This is a genomic window from Pseudomonas sp. NFIX28 (assembly GCF_900107395.1).
Classification (GTDB): domain Bacteria; phylum Pseudomonadota; class Gammaproteobacteria; order Pseudomonadales; family Pseudomonadaceae; genus Aquipseudomonas.
Window position 1 is genome coordinate 37,297 of sequence record NZ_FNPW01000025.1, and the last position, 17,261, is coordinate 54,557.

13 protein-coding genes and 3 pseudogenes are annotated in these 17,261 nt (G+C 62.9%); 6 read left to right on the plus strand and 10 right to left on the minus strand.

The features are described from left to right. Positions 1-2 precede the first annotated feature (2 nt). Positions 3-261: pseudogene (locus BLV20_RS31615) on the minus strand (LysE family translocator); the annotation flags it as partial. A gap of 215 nt (positions 262-476) precedes the next feature. Here BLV20_RS31615 and BLV20_RS29605 point away from each other — a divergent pair. Then, the gene (locus BLV20_RS29605; protein ID WP_139192765.1) at positions 477-1,436 is read left to right on the plus strand and encodes a lipid II-degrading bacteriocin; all 960 of its coding nucleotides are present in this window, start codon (positions 477-479) and stop codon (positions 1,434-1,436) included. A 27-nt stretch (positions 1,437-1,463) separates the two neighbouring features. Then, on the plus strand, positions 1,464-1,877 hold the full coding sequence (locus tag BLV20_RS31240; protein ID WP_139192766.1) for a hypothetical protein: 414 nt from the start codon (positions 1,464-1,466) through the stop codon (positions 1,875-1,877). 194 nt (positions 1,878-2,071) lie between these two features. On the opposite strand, the pseudogene BLV20_RS31845 reads toward BLV20_RS31240, so the two are convergent. The 9 genes and pseudogenes from BLV20_RS31845 to speB all read right to left on the minus strand — a co-directional run. After that, a pseudogene (locus BLV20_RS31845) lies at positions 2,072-2,315 on the minus strand (LysE family translocator); the annotation flags it as partial. Between the two features lie 40 nt (positions 2,316-2,355). Beyond that, a complete protein-coding gene (locus BLV20_RS29615; protein ID WP_092305909.1) occupies positions 2,356-4,593 on the minus strand; it encodes a xanthine dehydrogenase family protein molybdopterin-binding subunit in 2,238 nt (745 codons plus the stop codon). Then, entirely contained in the window at positions 4,590-5,579 is a 990-nt protein-coding gene (locus BLV20_RS29620; protein ID WP_092305910.1) for an FAD binding domain-containing protein, read from the minus strand. Before BLV20_RS29620 ends, BLV20_RS29615 begins: the two co-directional genes overlap by 4 nt. 3 nt (positions 5,580-5,582) lie before the next feature. Then, positions 5,583-6,239, minus strand: coding sequence for a 2Fe-2S iron-sulfur cluster-binding protein (locus tag BLV20_RS29625; protein WP_092305911.1), 657 nt, complete (start codon positions 6,237-6,239; stop codon positions 5,583-5,585). Positions 6,240-6,306: 67 nt separating this feature from the next. Then, positions 6,307-7,221 (minus strand): helix-turn-helix domain-containing protein, encoded by a 915-nt coding sequence (locus BLV20_RS29630; protein ID WP_092305912.1) that lies wholly within the window; start codon positions 7,219-7,221, stop codon positions 6,307-6,309. A gap of 245 nt (positions 7,222-7,466) precedes the next feature. After that, positions 7,467-9,155, minus strand: coding sequence for a choline dehydrogenase (gene betA / locus BLV20_RS29635; protein ID WP_092305924.1), 1,689 nt, complete (start codon positions 9,153-9,155; stop codon positions 7,467-7,469). A gap of 31 nt (positions 9,156-9,186) precedes the next feature. After that, positions 9,187-10,707: a purine-cytosine permease family protein gene (locus BLV20_RS29640; protein ID WP_092305913.1), complete on the minus strand. Its 1,521-nt coding sequence runs from the start codon at positions 10,705-10,707 to the stop codon at positions 9,187-9,189. 127 nt (positions 10,708-10,834) lie between these two features. Then, the gene (locus BLV20_RS29645; RefSeq protein WP_092305914.1) at positions 10,835-12,343 is read right to left on the minus strand and encodes an aldehyde dehydrogenase family protein; all 1,509 of its coding nucleotides are present in this window, start codon (positions 12,341-12,343) and stop codon (positions 10,835-10,837) included. Between the two features lie 71 nt (positions 12,344-12,414). Then, on the minus strand, positions 12,415-13,413 hold the full coding sequence (gene speB / locus BLV20_RS29650) for an agmatinase (RefSeq protein ID WP_092305915.1): 999 nt from the start codon (positions 13,411-13,413) through the stop codon (positions 12,415-12,417). A gap of 152 nt (positions 13,414-13,565) precedes the next feature. Between speB and BLV20_RS29655 the strand changes: the two genes are divergently transcribed. From BLV20_RS29655 to BLV20_RS29670, 4 genes and pseudogenes are all read left to right on the plus strand, one after another. Further along, positions 13,566-14,480 (plus strand): LysR family transcriptional regulator, encoded by a 915-nt coding sequence (locus BLV20_RS29655; RefSeq protein WP_092305916.1) that lies wholly within the window; start codon positions 13,566-13,568, stop codon positions 14,478-14,480. A gap of 104 nt (positions 14,481-14,584) precedes the next feature. Next, positions 14,585-16,093 (plus strand): sigma-54-dependent transcriptional regulator, encoded by a 1,509-nt coding sequence (locus BLV20_RS29660; protein ID WP_092305917.1) that lies wholly within the window; start codon positions 14,585-14,587, stop codon positions 16,091-16,093. Positions 16,094-16,395: 302 nt separating this feature from the next. Further along, complete coding sequence (gene gcvH / locus BLV20_RS29665; protein WP_092305918.1) at positions 16,396-16,779, plus strand: glycine cleavage system protein GcvH; 384 nt, start codon at positions 16,396-16,398, stop codon at positions 16,777-16,779. 9 nt (positions 16,780-16,788) lie between these two features. Next, a pseudogene (locus BLV20_RS29670) lies at positions 16,789-17,261 on the plus strand (glycine dehydrogenase (aminomethyl-transferring)); the annotation flags it as partial.

Genomic DNA, 17,261 nt, shown 5'->3' on the forward strand with positions numbered 1-17,261 from the left:
CCTCACGCCCGCCGCGCCAACAGCAGCACCGAAGCCGCCGCCGACAACAGCAGCGGTTGAAGAGTTTCTTGCCCCGCAGCTCGGCGAACCAGCGGCGCATGCGCAGGCCCATTCAGGCGTAGGCGCTGATGGCGATCCATTCCAGGGCCAGGAACAGCGCGCGAGCGCCAGGAACTGGGCAGGAACCGCGGCCTGAGAGTCGACGAACTGCGGCAGGAAGGCGGTGAAAATAAGGATCGCCTTCCCTCCAGCATTCAAATAATGAGTTCATGATCATTACTGCCTACGTGACTAGACCAAGCCTTTCCAAGAAAAACGCGTCGGTCAGTCAGCCCGTAACATCTTGCAACAACCATCCTTAGGAAAAGACTTGCTTCAGCGCCGATTAAACGAGAATGATTTGCAACATCGATAAGTACCCAACCTATCGAAATTTGAGCGATCTCCATTCTATATAGTTAATAAGGAAATTGAGCATGGGCGCGCCTGCACCTATAACCCTAAGCCCTACTTTTGTTTATCCAGACGAGCATAGCTGGATGTACGATTCTTTTTGGCAAAGCGATTGGTGGGACAGCCCCATACTATATTATCCAGCCGGAACAAACGGAGCGCCTCCCTATCGGGCAGCTGACATCGTCAATAACTCTCTATATGAAAACCAAATCCAATCAACAATCGGAATTAGTAAATTCACATTTGAATTACAACTTTTGGACAAGGCCCTCAACAAGGGGGACTCTTTAGGTGCCGTATTAGATGCCTGGCAACTTGCCGGAAAACTACCCCAAACCATTAACGACTACAAAGTCTGGCAGTACGACCCATACTTTCAAAGTAAAATAGCATCTTTCTCAACAGCGGATGACTGGCAGAGCAAAGGTATGACGAGCAGAGATGCCATCATCAAAGTCAACAATGACAAGCTTGCCGACCATGTCAACTACTACAACAATGACAAACATCTCTCTGGTGGCCTATTCAGCCCCGTAAAAGCAATGGAAAACTATCTATTCGGAAACGGGGAAAAAATGAATGTTGACATCAACTCCATCCAGTTAAATGTGAAGTCAAACGAACTCCCCCTTCTCACGCAACATATCCAATTCTCTAACACCCCTGGCACTTATCATATTTCTGACCCCAAGGTACAATACAATACCTTTGATGACAGTCTTGCAACTGGTTCGCTGCTGGGCAGAATAACTCTGAATGTGGAAGGCGATTTCACTCGGCATGAAAATGGAACATGGAGCTTTACAGGTGATGCAAGAGCATATCACGATGTATTTGACTTTAATGCCAGCAATCGGGGAGTTGTTGCAGAAACTGCAACGACCTTGGGTGCAGCCTTTAATGGAACACCCTTCGAGATAGATATTTATGGCACCCATCAAATCAATCTTGTTGGTGCCGGCAATGCGCCGCTAGATTGACAGACAAACTAACTATTTGGATCACACATGAAAAAAACAGATAAAATAATTGCAATTTTATATCCATTAATCTTGCTCATCATCAGTGCTCTATGTGCCAACGCGCTACTCAACAACTATTCATCCGGAAAATATAGTAGCGAAGCGGACTCCCTTGCGATACCGATTTTCGCAATAGCTTTTACTTTGACAACCCAAATATTTCTATATGCACTGCAATTACCATATTACACCCATCGCCCTTCAGGGTCTGGCAGAGGTCTACTCAAAAAAGCCACTGCAATAGTCGCAACGTTAATATCACTGGTAATTTTCGGCTGGATCATCGAATTCTGGAATGGAGATACCGATCTCAATATAAAAATCCTTTATGTCTTAGCAGCACTTACCTTTATTGCATTTCAATACAGGCTATATCAAAAAAAACAAAACCCCCTTTAAGGAACTACATGGCGCTTGGAACTGATACTGCTCCCTGCCGAGCGCCATTTATCTACTTCTGAAGATTCTCAATCTTTGGATTTAAAAATCTTTTCCAAAACACCTATAAATAAAGGCACGCAGAGGCGAGTGCTGTACCCGGACCAACTTTCTATCTATTTTTAGAACCCCGCGGCGTCGACTCAACGAACACCGAGGATGAGTTTCTGTTTGCCGATGGCCACCAGAAATTCCTGCCGAGCCAAGGCCAGCAGGTCCAGTGGCGCGCTGTTTTTCTCGGCCTCGACCTGGGTGTCCGCGGTCCGTAGCTGGTACGCAGGTACAGCAGGCAGCCGGCGCCGAGCATCTTGATCCCGTGGAACAACAGTTCCGAGGCTTGCAGCACCACCGCCAGCCCGGCTGCCGCCCTACTCCCTCCAAGCAGGAGGTGCGAAAGCCGGCGCCCGCCGTCGAGACTTTTTGTCGATGCAGGCTGCGCCTACTCCTCCAGAGCCGCAAGCCCGGGCAGCAGTTTGTCCAGGGTCAGCGGAAATTCGCGCACACGAATGCCGGTGGCGTTGTAGACCGCATTGGCCACCGCCGCCCCGGCCCCGCACACGCCCAATTCGCCAAGCCCTTTGACGCCCAGGGCGTTGGCCCTGGGATCGGGTTCCTCGAGAAACACCACATCCATCGCCGCGATATCGCCATTGACCGGTATCAGGTACTCGGCCAGGTCGTGGTTGACGAAATGGCCGTGGCGGATGTCCAGCAGGGTCTGCTCCATCAGCGCCGCGCCGACGCCCCAGGCCATGCCGCCGAGGATCTGCGAGCGCGCGGTCTTGGGGTTGAGGATGCGCCCGGCACCGATCACCGCGAGCATGCGCCGCAGGCGGACTTCGCCGGTGTCGATGTCCACCGCGACTTCGACGAAGTGCGCACCGTTGGAATGCTGGGAAAACTGCTTGTAGTCCTCGCCCATCGGCCCGACGCTGCCTTCGGCCCGCAGCCCCGCGGGGGCCATCCGCAGCAGCAAGTCGCCGAGACGCTCCGAGCGCCCGGCCGTAGTGATGCGGCCGTCGGCAAAATGCACCGCGCCCTGCTGGTAAGGCGCGCCGGCAGCCTGGACAAGCTGCTGCTTCAGCGCCTGGCAGGCGGCCTCCACCGCCGAACCGGCGCTGGCCGCGCCCCAGGAACCGCCCGACCCCGCGGTCCGCGGAAAGCGGCTGTCACCCAGTTGCACCTGCACCGCCGACATCGGCACGCCCAGGCTGTGGGCGGCGACCTGGGTCAGGATGGTGTAGGTGCCAGTGCCGATATCGGTCATGTCCAGGCGCACCAGAACCCGCCCGGTCGGGCTCAGGCTCACCTCGGCCTTGGACAGCCCCAGGTAGTTGGGCCGGATCGCCGCGGCCATGCCCATGCCAATCAGCTTGCGGCCTTCGCGCACGCTGCCGGGCCTGGGGTTGCGGCGGCCCCAGCCGAAGCGCTCGGCGCCGGTGCGCATGCAGGCCAGCAGGTTGCGCGAGGCGAACGGCACACCGAGTTCGGGGTCCAGCTGCGGCTCATTGCGAATGCGCAATTGGATGGGGTCCAGGCCCAGCCGCTCGGCCAGCTCGTCCATGGCGCTTTCGAAGGCCAGCATGCCTGGGGCCTCGCCCGGCGAGCGCATCCACTCGCCGCGATTGAGGTCGACCGGCACCAGCCGATGGCGGGTCAGGCGGTTGGGCGCGGCATACAGCGAGCGGGCGAACACCGCGGTCTGCTCGCAGTACTCTTCGAAGCGCGAGGTCGTCGACCAGACGTCATGCCCCAGGGCCGTGAGCTTGCCGCTGGGGTCCGCCGCCAGCCGCACCCGGTGTTGCATGGCCGGACGATAACCGGCGTTGGCGAACATCTGCTGGCGGGTCAGGGCCACCTTCACCGGACGCTCGAGCACCCGCGCGGCCAGCGCCGCCAGCACCGCATCGGGATGCACGATCAGCTTGGCGCCGAAGCCGCCGCCGATATAAGGGCTGACGACGCGCACGCGCTCGGGCGCGATGCCCAGGGTATTGGCCAGGCCGCCGCGGAAGTTGGCCAGGGTTTGCGCCGAGGTGTAGAGGGTCAGCTCGTCCCCGGACCACACGGCAATGGACGCATGGGGCTCCATCGGCACGTGGCTCTGGTAGGGGCTGCTGTAGGTCTCGTCGAGCCTGACCGGCGCTGCGTCGAACCCCGACTCGAAATCGCCGAGGGCACTGTCGGTCTTGAAGCCGGCGTTGGTGCGCGGCGGGATGTAGGCCTGGGCCAGGCGGGAAGCGAGGTCGAAGTCGCCTTGCTCCGGCGAGTAGCGCACGCGAATCAGCCGGGCCGCCGCGCGCGCGGCCTCGAAGGTCGAGGCGACCACCAGCGCCAGCGGTTCGTCGTGGTAACGCACGCGGTCGCTGGCCAGCACCGGGCGGGCGCGGGTGAACACTTCAGCCGGGGTCGGCGTCAGGGCCGGGCCGAATGCCGCCTGGGCCGGCGCGTTGCGGTGGGTCATGACATGCAGCACGCCCGGCGTGCGTTCGGCCTCATGGGTGTCGATCTCGTCGATGCGGCCCCGGGCGATGCTCGCGCCGAGGATATAGCCATACAGGGCGTCGCCCATTTCCTGCTGCTCGTAGGCGTAGGTCGCGCGGCCAGTGACTTTCAGCCGGCCGTCGACGCGGTCCAGCGGTTGGCCGATCGGCCCGTTTTGCGTGGCTGGGTTCATGCTTGCTCCTCGGCGGCGCTGGCCAGCATCTGGCACAGGGTCCGCTTGGCCAGCGGGATCTTGAAATCGTTACCGCCCTGCCCGCGCGCGCCGGCCAGGGCGGCGTCGGCAGCCTGTTGGTAAAGCGCCTGGGATGGCGGCTGGCCGAGCAGCGCCTGCTCGGCCGCCGTGGCCCGCCATGGCTTGGGCGCCACCCCGCCCAAGGCGATGCGCGCCGTGCGCAGCTGCCCGGCGCGGACCTCGACCACCAGCGCAACGGCAACCAGGGCGAAGGCATAGGAAGCGCGGTCGCGCACCTTGCGATACAGCTGGCGGCCCGCAGGGGGCGGCGGCAGCGTGATGGCCACGATCATTTCGCCATGGGCCAGCTGGGTTTCGACTTCCGGCGTGGTCTCGGGCAGGCGGTACAGCTGGTCCAGGGCCAGGGTGCGGCGCTGGCCGTCGGGCAGGAGCGTCTCCACCCGCGCCTCCAGGGCGACCATGGCCACCGCCATGTCCGAGGGATGCACCGCGATGCAGGCCTCGCTGGCGCCGAGAATCGCGTGCATGCGGTTGTGCCCCTGGCGGGCCGGACAGCCACTGCCGGGCTCGCGCTTGTTGCAGGCCATGCCGGGGTCGTAGAAATAGGCGCAGCGCGTGCGTTGCAGCAGGTTGCCGGCGGTCGAGGCCTTGTTGCGGATCTGCCCCGAAGCGCCGGCCAGCAACGCCTGGCACAACATGGGGTAGCGCTCGCGAACCCGGCGGTCGGCGGCCAGGTCGCTGTTGCGCACCTGGGCGCCGATGCGCAGGCCGCCGTCGGCGCTGTCCTCGATGGCGGCCAGGGGCAAGCGGCTGATGTCGATCAGGTGCGTGGGCCGTTCGATGCCCAGCTTCATCAGGTCGATCAGGTTGGTCCCGCCGGCGATAAAACGCGCCTGTGGCTGCGCGGCCAGCAGGCGGACGGCCTGCTGCACGTCGCTCGCCCGTTCGTAGCTGAAAGGCATCATGCTTCAGGCCTCCTCGGCGGCGTCGCGGATGGCGGCGACGATGTTGGGATAGGCGGCGCAGCGGCACAGGTTGCCGCTCATGCGTTCGCCGATTTCCCTGTCGCTCAGGCTGACGGAATGCACCGCCACATCTTCGGTGACATGGCTCGGCCAGCCGGCGCGCACCTCCTGGAGCAGGCCGATCGCCGAGCAGATCTGCCCCGGCGTGCAGTACCCGCACTGGAAGGCGTCGCGGGCGATGAAGGCGGCCTGCATGGGGTGCAGCAGGTCGCCGTTGGCCAAGCCCTCGATGGTGGTGATTTGATCGCCCTCGTGCATCACCGCCAGGCTCAGGCAGGCGTTGATCCGGCGACCGTTCACCAGCACCGTGCAGGCGCCGCACTGGCCATGGTCGCAGCCCTTTTTCGAGCCGGTCATGCCCAACTGATGGCGCAGCGCGTCGAGCAGCGTGGTGCGCGGGTCGAGGTCCAGCAACTGGTCGCTGGCGTTGATACGCAAGGTGATCGCCCGGGACGGCAGCGGCCGGGAGCGGTTGGCTGGCGCGGGGCTGGCCTCGGGCTGGGCCAGCGCCCTGGCGCCGCCTACCCATAGCAGGCTGGCGGCGGCCCCGGCTTGCAGCAGTGCGCGGCGCGACGGGCGCGGCGGGTCCAGGTCTTCCATGGTGCTCTCCTGAAATGAACGGCTGCCAGCGAGTATCGCCCTGTGGGCGGCGCCGTTCTTTCAGGTATCAGGACGCGTTTGTCAGGATTCTGGACGCCTGCTGGCGGTAGCTGCTCGGGGTGGTCCCGGTGACCCGCCGGAAGGTCGAGGTGAAGTGGCTCTGGCTGGAAAACCCCAGCTCCAGCGCCATGGCGCTGATCGGCATGCTGCCGGCCCGCAGCAGGCTTTCGGCGCGGCGCACCCGGCGTTCGATCACATAGGCGTAGGGCGCCATGCCGGTTTCGGCCTTGAAGTGCCGGGCGAAAGTATCGACGGGCATGCCGGCGAGCCGCGCCAGTTCGCTCAGCGAAATGCTGCCGTCGATCCGCGAGTCGATGTAGTCGCTCAAGCGCTTGCGCAACAGCGGCCCCAGGCGCCCGCTGCCGGCGCTTGCGGCATCGACCCGTCCCAGGCGCAGCCCCACCAGCGCCACCAAGTGCTCTATATAGCTGGTTTCCAGGACATGCCCGGCGGCCATCTCGGTGCTGAGCGCGGCGAGCAGCGAATGGATCACCCCGTCGCCGCTGTTGATGCGCATGGGCAGCTCGGCCAGCCGCGGGCAGCCGGGAAAATCCAGGGCGGTGTCGATCCACAGGGCGGTGTAGACCAGGTCGGCGTCGCGAAAATAGCCCTGGCGCTCGACGCCGGCCGGCACGAAGCTGATCGAGCCGGGCCGGTCGCAGCCTTCGTAGGTGAGCGTCGAACTGCTGCGGATATGGGTCTTGGCCGTTGCCCCGCACTCCGTGAGAATCACCACGTGCTGTGGCGCCGTCCAGCTGAGCTCGGCCTCGCGACAGGCCCAGCGGCGGTGATCGATGGTTACCAGGCCATCGAACAGCGACGCCGATTGCAAGAGCGCGCCCTCCGCCCCGCGCGCGCGGATACAGCCCGCGCCCACCCGAGGTTCCAGCAACCGGTTTGCGGATTCCCGTAACAGGGTCATGAGCAGGCACCTCCGGATATGCAGCGAACGGCCAGCGTACTCCAACGTCCTCCTCGGTCAAGGCCGTTGCATGGTCGACGGCAGCCCCCATGGCGATGCCAATGCGGTGTCGGCGCTGGCGCCAAAGAGCCGCCGCAAGCTCCCATCACTGCCCCAGCCCAATGTTCCGGGCCGATGTCCTGGGCCAATGTTCCGGGCCTAATGTTCCGGGCCATGGCCCGGAGCATTTTTGCCCCGCGGGTCATTCAGACCCTGACATTGCGTCCCGGCAGCGAGGTGCGTTGGCTGGTTTCCCAATCCTGGACCAGCCCGACAGGGGCATCGGATGCGGGCAGCGGGCTGCGTCCGCGCACCAGGTCCGAAGCCCGCTCGGCAAGCATGATGGTCGGGGCATTGAGATTGCCGTTGGGCTCGGTTGGGAACACCGACGAGTCGATCACCCGCAAGCCCTCGATGCCACGCACACGCAACTCGGAATCGACCACCGCCCCATCGTCCTCGCCCATGCGGCACGACCCGCAGGGGTGGTAGGTGCTCTCCAGGTTCTCGCGCACGAAGGCGTCGATTTCCTCATCGCTGTTCACCTGGGGCCCGGGGGCGATCTCACCGTCGCGGAAGCGGTCCATCGCCGGCTGACCGATGATTTCCCGGGTCAGGCGGATACAACGCCGGAAACCTTCGCGGTCCTGTTCGCTCTGCAGATAGTTGAATTGGATCTGCGGATGCTCGTAGGGGTCGGCGGAACGGATCCGCACATACCCTCGGCTCTTGGGTTTGTTCGGCCCGGTGAGCACCATGAAGCCATGCCCCTTGATCGGCTTGTTGCCGTCGTAACGCATGGCCGCAGGCAGGAAGTGGAACTGGATATCCGGCCAGCGCAGGCCCTTGTCGGAGCGAATGAAACCACCGGCCTCGAAATGGTTGGTGGCGCCAAGGCCGTCCTTGAACAACAACCAGCGCAGGCCGATCAGCAGCTTGCTCAAAGGATCCATCTTGCTGTTGAGCGTGACCGGCTCCTTGCAACCGAACTGGATATAGACCTCGGCGTGATCCTGCAGATTCTCCCCGACCCCCGGCAGGTCGTGCCGGACCTCGACCCCTGCCTTGCGCAGCACCTGTGCCGGCCCGATACCGGACCGTTGCAGCAGGTGCGGCGAACCGATCGGCCCGGCCGACACCAGGATTTCCCGCGTGCAATAAACCTCATGGGTCTGGCCGTCGCGGTCATAGGCGATGCCCACCGCGCGCTTGCCGTCGAAGATGATCCGGCGCGTCATCGCCTTGGTGATGACGGTCAGGTTCGGCCGCCCCATGGCCGGCCGCAGGTAGGCATTGGCCGTGGAACAACGCACGCCGTTTTTCACCGTCATGTGCATGGCGCCAAAACCTTCCTGCATGAAGCCGTTGCAGTCCTCGGTCTTGATGTAGCCCGCTTCGGCGCCGGCTTCGATCCAGGCGCCATACAGCGGGTTTTTCATGTGGTTGCCGTTGGTGGTGTGCAAGGGCCCGGCCTGGCCGCGGTAGCTATCGCCACCCGCTTCGTAGCTTTCCGCGCGCTTGAAGTACGGCAAGCAATTGCGATAGCCCCAGCCACGCGCGCCCAGCTCCTCCCATTCGTCGAAGTCATAGGCGTGGCCCCGGATATAGACCAGGCCGTTGATCGACGATGAGCCTCCCAGCACCTTGCCGCGCGGGCAGTGGATACGCCGCCCGTTGAGGTAAGGCTCGGGTTCGGTTTCATAGCGCCAGTTGTACTTCTTGGTGTTCATCGGAATCGAAAACGCACTGGGCATCTGGATCAACACACTGCGGTCGCTGCCGCCGAACTCCAGGACCAGCACGGAGACAGTGCTGTCTTCGCTCAGCCGGTTGGCCAGTACACAGCCTGCCGAGCCTGCGCCGATGATTATGTAGTCGTATTTCTGCATGTCCATGGTCATCTCCCGACCTCTATTCGTTGAGCGCTTACTTGTCGCCGGTGGTGCATTGCGGCGACGTTCTTTCAATATGCTGGATGACCACTTCTTCGCGATTGAGGTCGATCGAACGGCTGAGCCAGTAGTACGCCAGCCCGGACACGATCAACCCGACGAGCCAGGCGACGTCGATGCTGCCCAGCGCCTTGGCGAGCGGGCCGACATAGACTTCGCGCTGCTCGACACCGTCGTAGATGTAGAAGAACGGGATCATCGAAAGAAAACCGATCACATACGCCGCGATGCCACGCAGGCCCCAGTTGCCATAGATGTTGCCGTGGGGCATGAAGAAGTGCGGGATGGCGTAGCGGCCCTTGCGCACAAAGAAATAGTCGGTGAGGTTGACCGAGGTCCAGGGCACCAGGAAGTACAGCATCACCACCAGGTAGATACCCAGCACCGACAGGCCCTTGCCACTGCTCTGGATGCTCAGGGCTACCCCCAGTTGCAGCAGGATCACGAAGCCGATGGCCAGGATCCGCGCCTTGCGGGTCGGCTCGATGTGCCTGATGGAGTCGACGCAGGTCAGGGTGGTCAGCTTGGCGCTGTAGATGTTCATGGCGATCACCGGCAGAAACGCCAGGATGGTGATCACCACCACCGCCGTTCCCATCAGCGGCGATACGGTGTTGCCCACTTGCCCGAGGGCCACCAGTACATCGGTGGACTTCAGGTGATCGGCCAGCCAGCCGCCCACCGAGATCATCCAGGCCCCGGACAGCGAGGCACCGAGAAATACCACGGCGATCAGTTTGCCGCTGGAGGTGTTTTTCGGCAGGTAGCGAGAATAGTCGGATACATATGGGGCATAGGCGATGTTGTAGCTGGCCGCTGCCGCGAACTGGGCGATGAATCCGGTCCAGTTGAAGCCCAGGGGTGCTGGCGCCGTCTCTCCGGCCACGAGCACTGGCAACGGCGCATCGGGCACCCAGCCCATCAGCACGGCCAGGGTTACCAGGCCATACAGTGGAATCGACAGGAACAGCGCCCATTTGAAACTGCGATGCATCCAGTCATGACCGAGAATGGCCAGGACTGCCGCCGGTATCGTGACCGCCACGGCAACCACCGCGGGGTTGAAGCCGAAGAGCGTGTGCAGCCCCTGCATCATCAACACCAGGTTGACGATATTGAAGCCGGCGAACACGAACAGCGTTGCCAACAGCACGAGGATGACCCCGCGATAGCCGAACTGCGCACGCGATTGAATCATCTGCGGCAGCCCCAGGTGCGGCCCCTGCGAGCCATGGAAGGCCATGAACAAGGTGCCGAACATGATGCCCAGCGTGCCGGCCAGGGTGGTCCACAGCGCTGTCAGCCCGACGCTGGGACCGACGAAGCCGATGGTCATGGTGAAGAAGGTGAAGTTGCCGAGGAACCAGAACGGCCCCTGGCTCGCCAATTTGTCGGTACGTTCGTTTTCTGGAATGAAGTCGATCGAATGCCCTTCGATGACCGGCTGATCATCGCGGATGGACAGGCTCGGGGCAGGCTTGGCGTCAATGTTCATGATGGTCTCTTATTGTTGGAAGATCATGACGGGATAACTGCGTTGTTTTGGGTGAACGACGCCCGGGTGCCTCCTTGCCGTTCCCAATCCGTGCTGGCGCCTCCCGGCGCCAGGTTGCTTTGAGCCTCTAGGGCAGCGTGATCCAGACTGCCTTGGTCTCCAACAGATAATCGAGCTGTTCCGGCCCCAGGTCCTTGCCGAAACCTGATTGCTTGTAGCCGCCGAACGGCATCGAAGGATCCAGGGTGCCATGGGCATTGACGTATACCGAGCCGGCACGCAGGCGCGGTATCAGGCTGTGCACCCGTCCAAGGTCGTTGGAATAGAGTGCCGCCGCCAGCCCGTAGGGCGAGTCGTTGGCCAGGGCCAGCGCCTGTTCTTCATCGTCGAACGGCGCGGTCACCAGCACCGGGCCGAAGATCTCCTCCTGGACGATACGCATGTCGTTGCGGCAATGCGCAAAGATGGTCGGCTCGACGAAGTAGCCCGGGCCGGCGACGGGCTGGCCGCCGTAGACCAGTTCGGCGCCCTCCTGCTTGCCGGTTTCGATGTAGTCGGTCACGCGCTGCTTTTGCAACGCCGACACCAGCGGGCTGATGAAGCAGTCCGGATCCAGGCCCGGCGCTATCTTCAACGTCCGTGTATAGGCGATCAGCTCTCGCAGGAACTCGTCGTACACGCTGCGATGAATATAGGCCCGGGTGCCGGCATCGCAGACCTGGCCGGAGTTGAAGAACACCCCGTTGGCAATGGCCTGGGCAGCCGCTGGAAGGTCGGCGTCGGCAAGGACGATTACCGGTGATTTTCCTCCGAGTTCCAGGGTTAGTCGCTTCATTTCGTCCAATGCCGCACGGCCGACGGTACGGCCAACCGGAGTCGAGCCGGTGAAGGTCAGCTTGTCGATGCCGGGATGGGTGGCCATGGCCGCGCCGACCACGCTGCCGCGACCGGTGACGATGTTGATCACCCCGTCCGGAATGCCCGCTTCCTGCACCAGCTCGGCAAACCGCAAGGCCGACAGCGAGGTCAGTTCCGCCGGCTTGACCACCACGGTGCAACCGGTCGCCAGGGCGGCGCCGAGCTTCCAGGCCATGGTCTGCAACGGGAAGTTCCAGGGCACGATAGCGCCGACCACCCCCACCGCTTCCTTGCGGGTATAGGCCAGGTAGTTGCCTGGCAGCGAGGGTTCGACTGTGCGCCCGTGCAGCTTGGTGGCCCAGCCGGCGAAATAGCGCAGGGTATCGACCGTGCCCTGGATATCGACATCCCGGGCAAAGGCTGCCGACTTGCCCATGTCGATCGATTCGATTTCGGCCAGCTCGACGGCGTTCTGCTCGATCAGGTCGGCCAGGCACTGGATCATCCGCTCGCGCTCGGCCGGTTTCGCCTGGCGCCAGGCGCCGCCGTCAAACTGGGCGCGGGCGGCTTGCACGGCGCGATCCAGGTCCGCGGTGGTGCCTACGGGCACTTGAGTGAGCACGCCCTCGGTCGAGGGTTCGATGACATCGCAGGTCTGCCCGTCGCTGGCCGCGACCCAGGCGCCGGCGATGAACATCTTCTGCTGCTTGCCGAGAAAGCGCTGGGTGGCTTCGCTGACACCGAATTTCTGCAGGTATTGCTTGACGATCGTGTCCATTTTTATTCTCTCTGCCCGGCGCTCAGGTCACGCCGGGGCATTGTGGTTCGATGATCGATTCCTGGCCTTGATCAGGCCGGGGTGGCTCGGCTTGCGGCCTGGCGCGCCTGGGCCCGCTCGTGAAAGATGAAGCCGATGCTGTTGAGCAACAGCTGGGCGGCGAGAATCGAGGTCATGCCGGTCGGGTCATAGACGGGTGCGACCTCCACCAGATCCATGCCGACGATGTTGCCCTGGCTGCGCTTGGCCAGGGCCTGGATGATTTCCAGCACTTCGTAGTAGAGAAAGCCACCGTGGCTCGGGGTGCCCGTGCCCGGGGCGATGGACGGGTCGAAACCGTCGATGTCGATGGTGATGTAGTAGTCGACATCCTGCGGGATCAACGCCAGCACGCCATCGACGCCGAGGCGGCGGACATCGCGCACCGAAAGGATCTTCGAGCCGGCCTCGTGGGCCGCTTCGTAGTCATCGCGGTTGGACGACGAGACGTTGCGGATGCCCATTTGGGTCATGCCGACGATGTGGTTCATTTCCGAGGCGCGACGCAGCGGGTTGCCATGGCCATAGCGCACGCCGTGACGCTCGTCGACGAAATCCAGGTGCGCGTCGAAGTGGATGATATGGATCGGGCCGCGCCCCTCGAACGCCTTGATCACCGGAGCATGCACCGAGTGATCGCCGCCAAGCACCACCGGCATCACCCCGGCGTCGAGAATCTTGCGTACCGCATATTCGGTGTTGGCGTTACTGGTCGCCATGTCGGTATGCACGATATCGGCATCGCCGACATCCACCATGCGCACGTCGGCCGCGGTCAGGTACATGACGTCATCTTCGTGGTCGTAGGCGCCGGCGTGGCCGAAGGCGAACAGGGTCGATGCCTCGCGGATCCCGCGCGGTCCGAAACGTGCGCCGGAGCGCCATTGGGTGCCCATGTCGTTCGGCACGCCAAGGACCGCCACATCGGCGTCCAGCGCATCCCAATCGGTGCACACCGGGGATTTGCCAAAGGTGCAGTGCCCCACGAATGGCAGGTTCAGGCGACCGGATTCATAACCATTGTTCGACATTTCAAGCCTCTCCACTTCTTGTTATAGGCCAGGCGGACTGCAAGGCGACCGCCGCTGGAGGTGACTATGGGCGCAGGTTTTCGTGGAAAAAATGCTAAACATCAGATACTCATATCGGCATTGCCGATGCATCCACAGGCGGGAGATCCCAGGTGATTCAACTGCACGATGTCGACCTGAAATTGCTCAGGGTCTTTGCCACCATTGTCCGCTGCGGCGGGTTTTCCGCTGCGCAGGCAGCGCTGAATGCCGGCCAGTCGACCATCAGCGAACAGATGACCCACCTGGAGACCCGCCTCGGGGTCAAACTCTGCCAGCGCGGGCGCAGCGGCTTTCGCCTGACCGAGCAAGGCGTGGCGATCCATGAGGCAACCCAGCGCCTGCTTTCGGCGGTGGAGAACTTCTGCATGGACGCCGATGTGCTCAAACAGCACATCAGCGGCAAGCTCAACCTGGGGATCATCGACACCACAATCAGCGATCCCGACTCACCGATCCCGCGAACCACCCAGCGCTTCGTGTCCAGGGGACACGACGTACACCTGAACGTATATGTCGGCACCCCTGCCGAACTGGAAGAACGGGTCCTCGACGGCCGGCTGCACCTGGCCATCGGGCACTTCCCCATCCATGTGCCAGGCCTGCTGCACACCCCGCTCTACGAAGAGGCGCTGGGATTGTATTGCGGGCGGCGCCATCCGCTGTACGGCAACAAGGCCGAAGGTGACGAGCTGCTCAATGAGGTCGCCACGAGCCGAATTGTCGTCAGGGGCTACATGCAGCAGTACGACCTGGAGCACCTGGGGGTCAGCAAGGCCGCGGCAACCGTGGACAACATCGAGGCCCTGGCCATCCTGCTGATCTCCGGGGCCTACCTGGGCTTCCTGCCGATGCACTTCGCCGCGCAGTGGATCAAGACCGGCGAAATGCACCAGCTGGCCCCCGTCAGCCTGCAATTGATGTCGCCCTTCGACGTGATCACCCGCCGTGGCACTGCCCCGCCACCGATACTCCAGGCCTTCCTCGAAGACCTGGCAGCCTGTTCGCGCAAGGCGGGCAACGGCTAGGCAGCACTCTCGGGCAATCACGGACACCGCCCCCTCGCCAGCCCCGGACAGAGCCCGGCATACTCATTGCCCCGGCACCCCATTCGCCCCTTTGCAGGCCAGCCATGCGTATCCACGTCACGTTCATCGACCGCGTCGGCATCACCCAGGAGGTCCTCGCGCTGCTGGGCCGGCGCAGCTTCAACCTGGATGCCGTCGAGATGACGCCGCCAAACGTCTACATCGATGCACCGGCCCTCGAAGCCGATGTCCTGGAGGAACTGCGCGAGGCCTTTCTCGGCGTGCAAGGCGTGCAGACGGTAACGGTCGTCGACATGCTCCCGGGGCAGCGTCGGCATCTGCAGCTGGACGCCTTGCTGGCCGCCAGCACCGACCCGGTCCTGGCAGTGGATGACCGCGGCCATGTGCTGCTGGCCAACCCGGCACTGATCGCGCTCTGTGGTCGCGAACCGGCCGGCGAGCCGCTGACTGCCCTGTTCGATGATCCAACCCTGCAATCCACCTTGATCGAGCACGGTTACCGCCTGCCCATGCGCGAAGTCACCCTCGGCGGCCAGAGCCTGTTGCTCGATGCGACACCAATCACCGATGCCGGCGCCCTGCTGACGCTCTACCAGCCGAACCGCATCGGCGAACGCCTGTCGGCCCTGCACCACGACCATGCCGAAGGTTTCGACGCGCTGCTTGGCGAGTCCCCGGCCATTTGCACCCTCAAGGTCCGCGCCCAGCGTGTCGCCGCGCTGGATGCGCCATTGCTGATCCAGGGCGAAACCGGCACCGGCAAGGAACTGGTGGCTCGCGCCTGCCACGCCCTCAGTGCACGACGGGATTCCCCTTTTCTCGCCCTTAACTGCGCGGCATTGCCGGAGAGCCTGGCCGAAAGCGAGCTGTTCGGTTATGCCGCAGGCGCCTTCACCGGCGCCCAGCGCGGCGGCAAACTCGGCCTGCTGGAACTGGCCGACCAGGGCACGGTGTTCCTCGACGAAGTCGGCGAGATGTCGCCCTACCTGCAGGCCAAGCTGCTGCGGTTCTTGAGCGACGGCTGCTTCCGTCGGGTGGGTGGCGACCGCGAGGTCAAGGTCAATGTACGCGTCCTCAGCGCCACCCATCGCGACCTGGAAAAGATGGTCGCCGAGGGCAACTTTCGCGAAGACCTGTTCTACCGCCTGAACGTGCTCAACCTGCAAGTACCGCCATTGCGCGAGCGCGGCCAGGACATTCTGTTGATGGCCCGGCACTTCATGCAACAGGCCTGCGCGCAAATCCAGCGCGCCCCTTGTCGTCTGGCGCCCGGCACCTACCCGGCACTGTTGGGCAACCGCTGGCCGGGCAATGTGCGCCAGCTGCAGAACGTGATCTTTCGCGCCGCAGCTATTTGCGAGAACCCGCAGGTGGAAATCGAAGACCTGGATATCGCCAGGACCGCGGTGGCGCGCCAGAACGACACCGAAGTCGAAAGCCTGGAACAGGCGGTCGAGGAGTTCGAAAAGCGCCTGCTGGAACAGCTCTACCGCAGCTATCCCTCCAGCCGCCTGCTGGCCGCGCGCCTGCAGTCCTCGCACAGCGCCATCGCTATCCGCCTGCGCAAGTACGGCATTCCCGGCAAGGCCTGAGGCTCGACGCCTGTCTGAAAATCGATACGGCGTATCGAATTCAAGACGGAACACCGCGAGTCAGGCCTCCGTTGCGTCACCTCTCCCCTCGCCTGCGCTTTCCTCCATGCCTGTATTGATTTCAATACAGAGACAGCCGTCAAAGCATTCAAAAAAACATCTATCTATTTGATAAATAACGAATAAATAGAGTTGGCACTGCACTTGCTGTCCGTCCCTGGGCAACGCTCGCCGACCGCTGCGAGCTTGCCAATCGCCATCCGCCATCGCAGCGGATGCGCCTAACCCTGTGAGGAGTGGATATGAGCGCATTACGTTTTACCGTCGATCACGAATGGCTGCGCCTGGAAAGCGACGGGCTGATCACTGTCGGCATCACCGCCTATGCCCAGGCGGCGCTGGGCGACGTGGTATTCGTGCAGGTGCCGGAATTGCGCAGCTATCGCGCCGGCGATGAGGCGGCAGTGCTGGAGTCGGTGAAGGCCGCCAGCAATATCGGCATGCCTCTGGACGGCGAAGTGGTCGATGTCAACGCGACCCTGCAAGACTCCCCGGAACAGGTCAATGAAGACCCGCTGGGCCAAGGCTGGTTCTTCCGCTTGCGCCCCAGCGATGCCAGCGCAATGGACCATCTGCTCGACCAGGCCGCCTATGACCGCCTGATCCAAGACCAGGCAGACGCGTGAGGACGGTATATGACTCCCTTTTGCGACACTCGTGACGAATTCATCGCGCGCCACATCGGCCCGCGCCAGGACGACGAGCAGGCCATGCTCAACAGCCTGGGCTTCGATTCCCTGCAAGCCCTGGGCGCCAGCGTGATCCCCGACAGCATCAAGGGCACCAGCGTGCTCGACCTGCCCGCCGGCCAGAGCGAAGCCGATGCCCTGGCCTCGATCAAGGCCATCGCCGCCAAGAACCAGCTGTTCAAGACCTACATCGGCCAGGGCTACTACAACTGCCACACGCCGTCGCCGATCCTGCGCAATCTCCTGGAAAACCCGGCCTGGTACACCGCCTACACCCCGTACCAGCCGGAAATCTCCCAGGGCCGCCTGGAAGCGCTGCTGAACTTCCAGACCCTGATCAGCGACCTCAGCGGCCTGCCGATCGCCAACGCCTCGCTGCTCGACGAAGCCACCGCCGCCGCCGAGGCCATGACCTTCTG

Excerpts from the sequence above, each read along its gene's own strand:
- BLV20_RS29615 (WP_092305909.1), bottom strand. The coding sequence starts at position 4,593 with ATGAACCCAGCCACGCAAAACGGGCCGATCGGCCAACCGCTGGACCGC.
- BLV20_RS29625 (WP_092305911.1), bottom strand. The coding sequence starts at position 6,239 with ATGGAAGACCTGGACCCGCCGCGCCCGTCGCGCCGCGCACTGCTGCAA.
- BLV20_RS29630 (WP_092305912.1), bottom strand. The coding sequence starts at position 7,221 with ATGACCCTGTTACGGGAATCCGCAAACCGGTTGCTGGAACCTCGGGTG.
- BLV20_RS31240 (WP_139192766.1), top strand. The coding sequence starts at position 1,464 with ATGAAAAAAACAGATAAAATAATTGCAATTTTATATCCATTAATCTTG.
- BLV20_RS29660 (WP_092305917.1), top strand. The coding sequence starts at position 14,585 with ATGCGTATCCACGTCACGTTCATCGACCGCGTCGGCATCACCCAGGAG.
- gcvH (WP_092305918.1), top strand. The coding sequence starts at position 16,396 with ATGAGCGCATTACGTTTTACCGTCGATCACGAATGGCTGCGCCTGGAA.
- BLV20_RS29645 (WP_092305914.1), bottom strand. The coding sequence starts at position 12,343 with ATGGACACGATCGTCAAGCAATACCTGCAGAAATTCGGTGTCAGCGAA.
- BLV20_RS29620 (WP_092305910.1), bottom strand. The coding sequence starts at position 5,579 with ATGATGCCTTTCAGCTACGAACGGGCGAGCGACGTGCAGCAGGCCGTC.
- BLV20_RS29605 (WP_139192765.1), top strand. The coding sequence starts at position 477 with ATGGGCGCGCCTGCACCTATAACCCTAAGCCCTACTTTTGTTTATCCA.
- betA (WP_092305924.1), bottom strand. The coding sequence starts at position 9,155 with ATGGACATGCAGAAATACGACTACATAATCATCGGCGCAGGCTCGGCA.
- BLV20_RS29640 (WP_092305913.1), bottom strand. The coding sequence starts at position 10,707 with ATGAACATTGACGCCAAGCCTGCCCCGAGCCTGTCCATCCGCGATGAT.
- speB (WP_092305915.1), bottom strand. The coding sequence starts at position 13,413 with ATGTCGAACAATGGTTATGAATCCGGTCGCCTGAACCTGCCATTCGTG.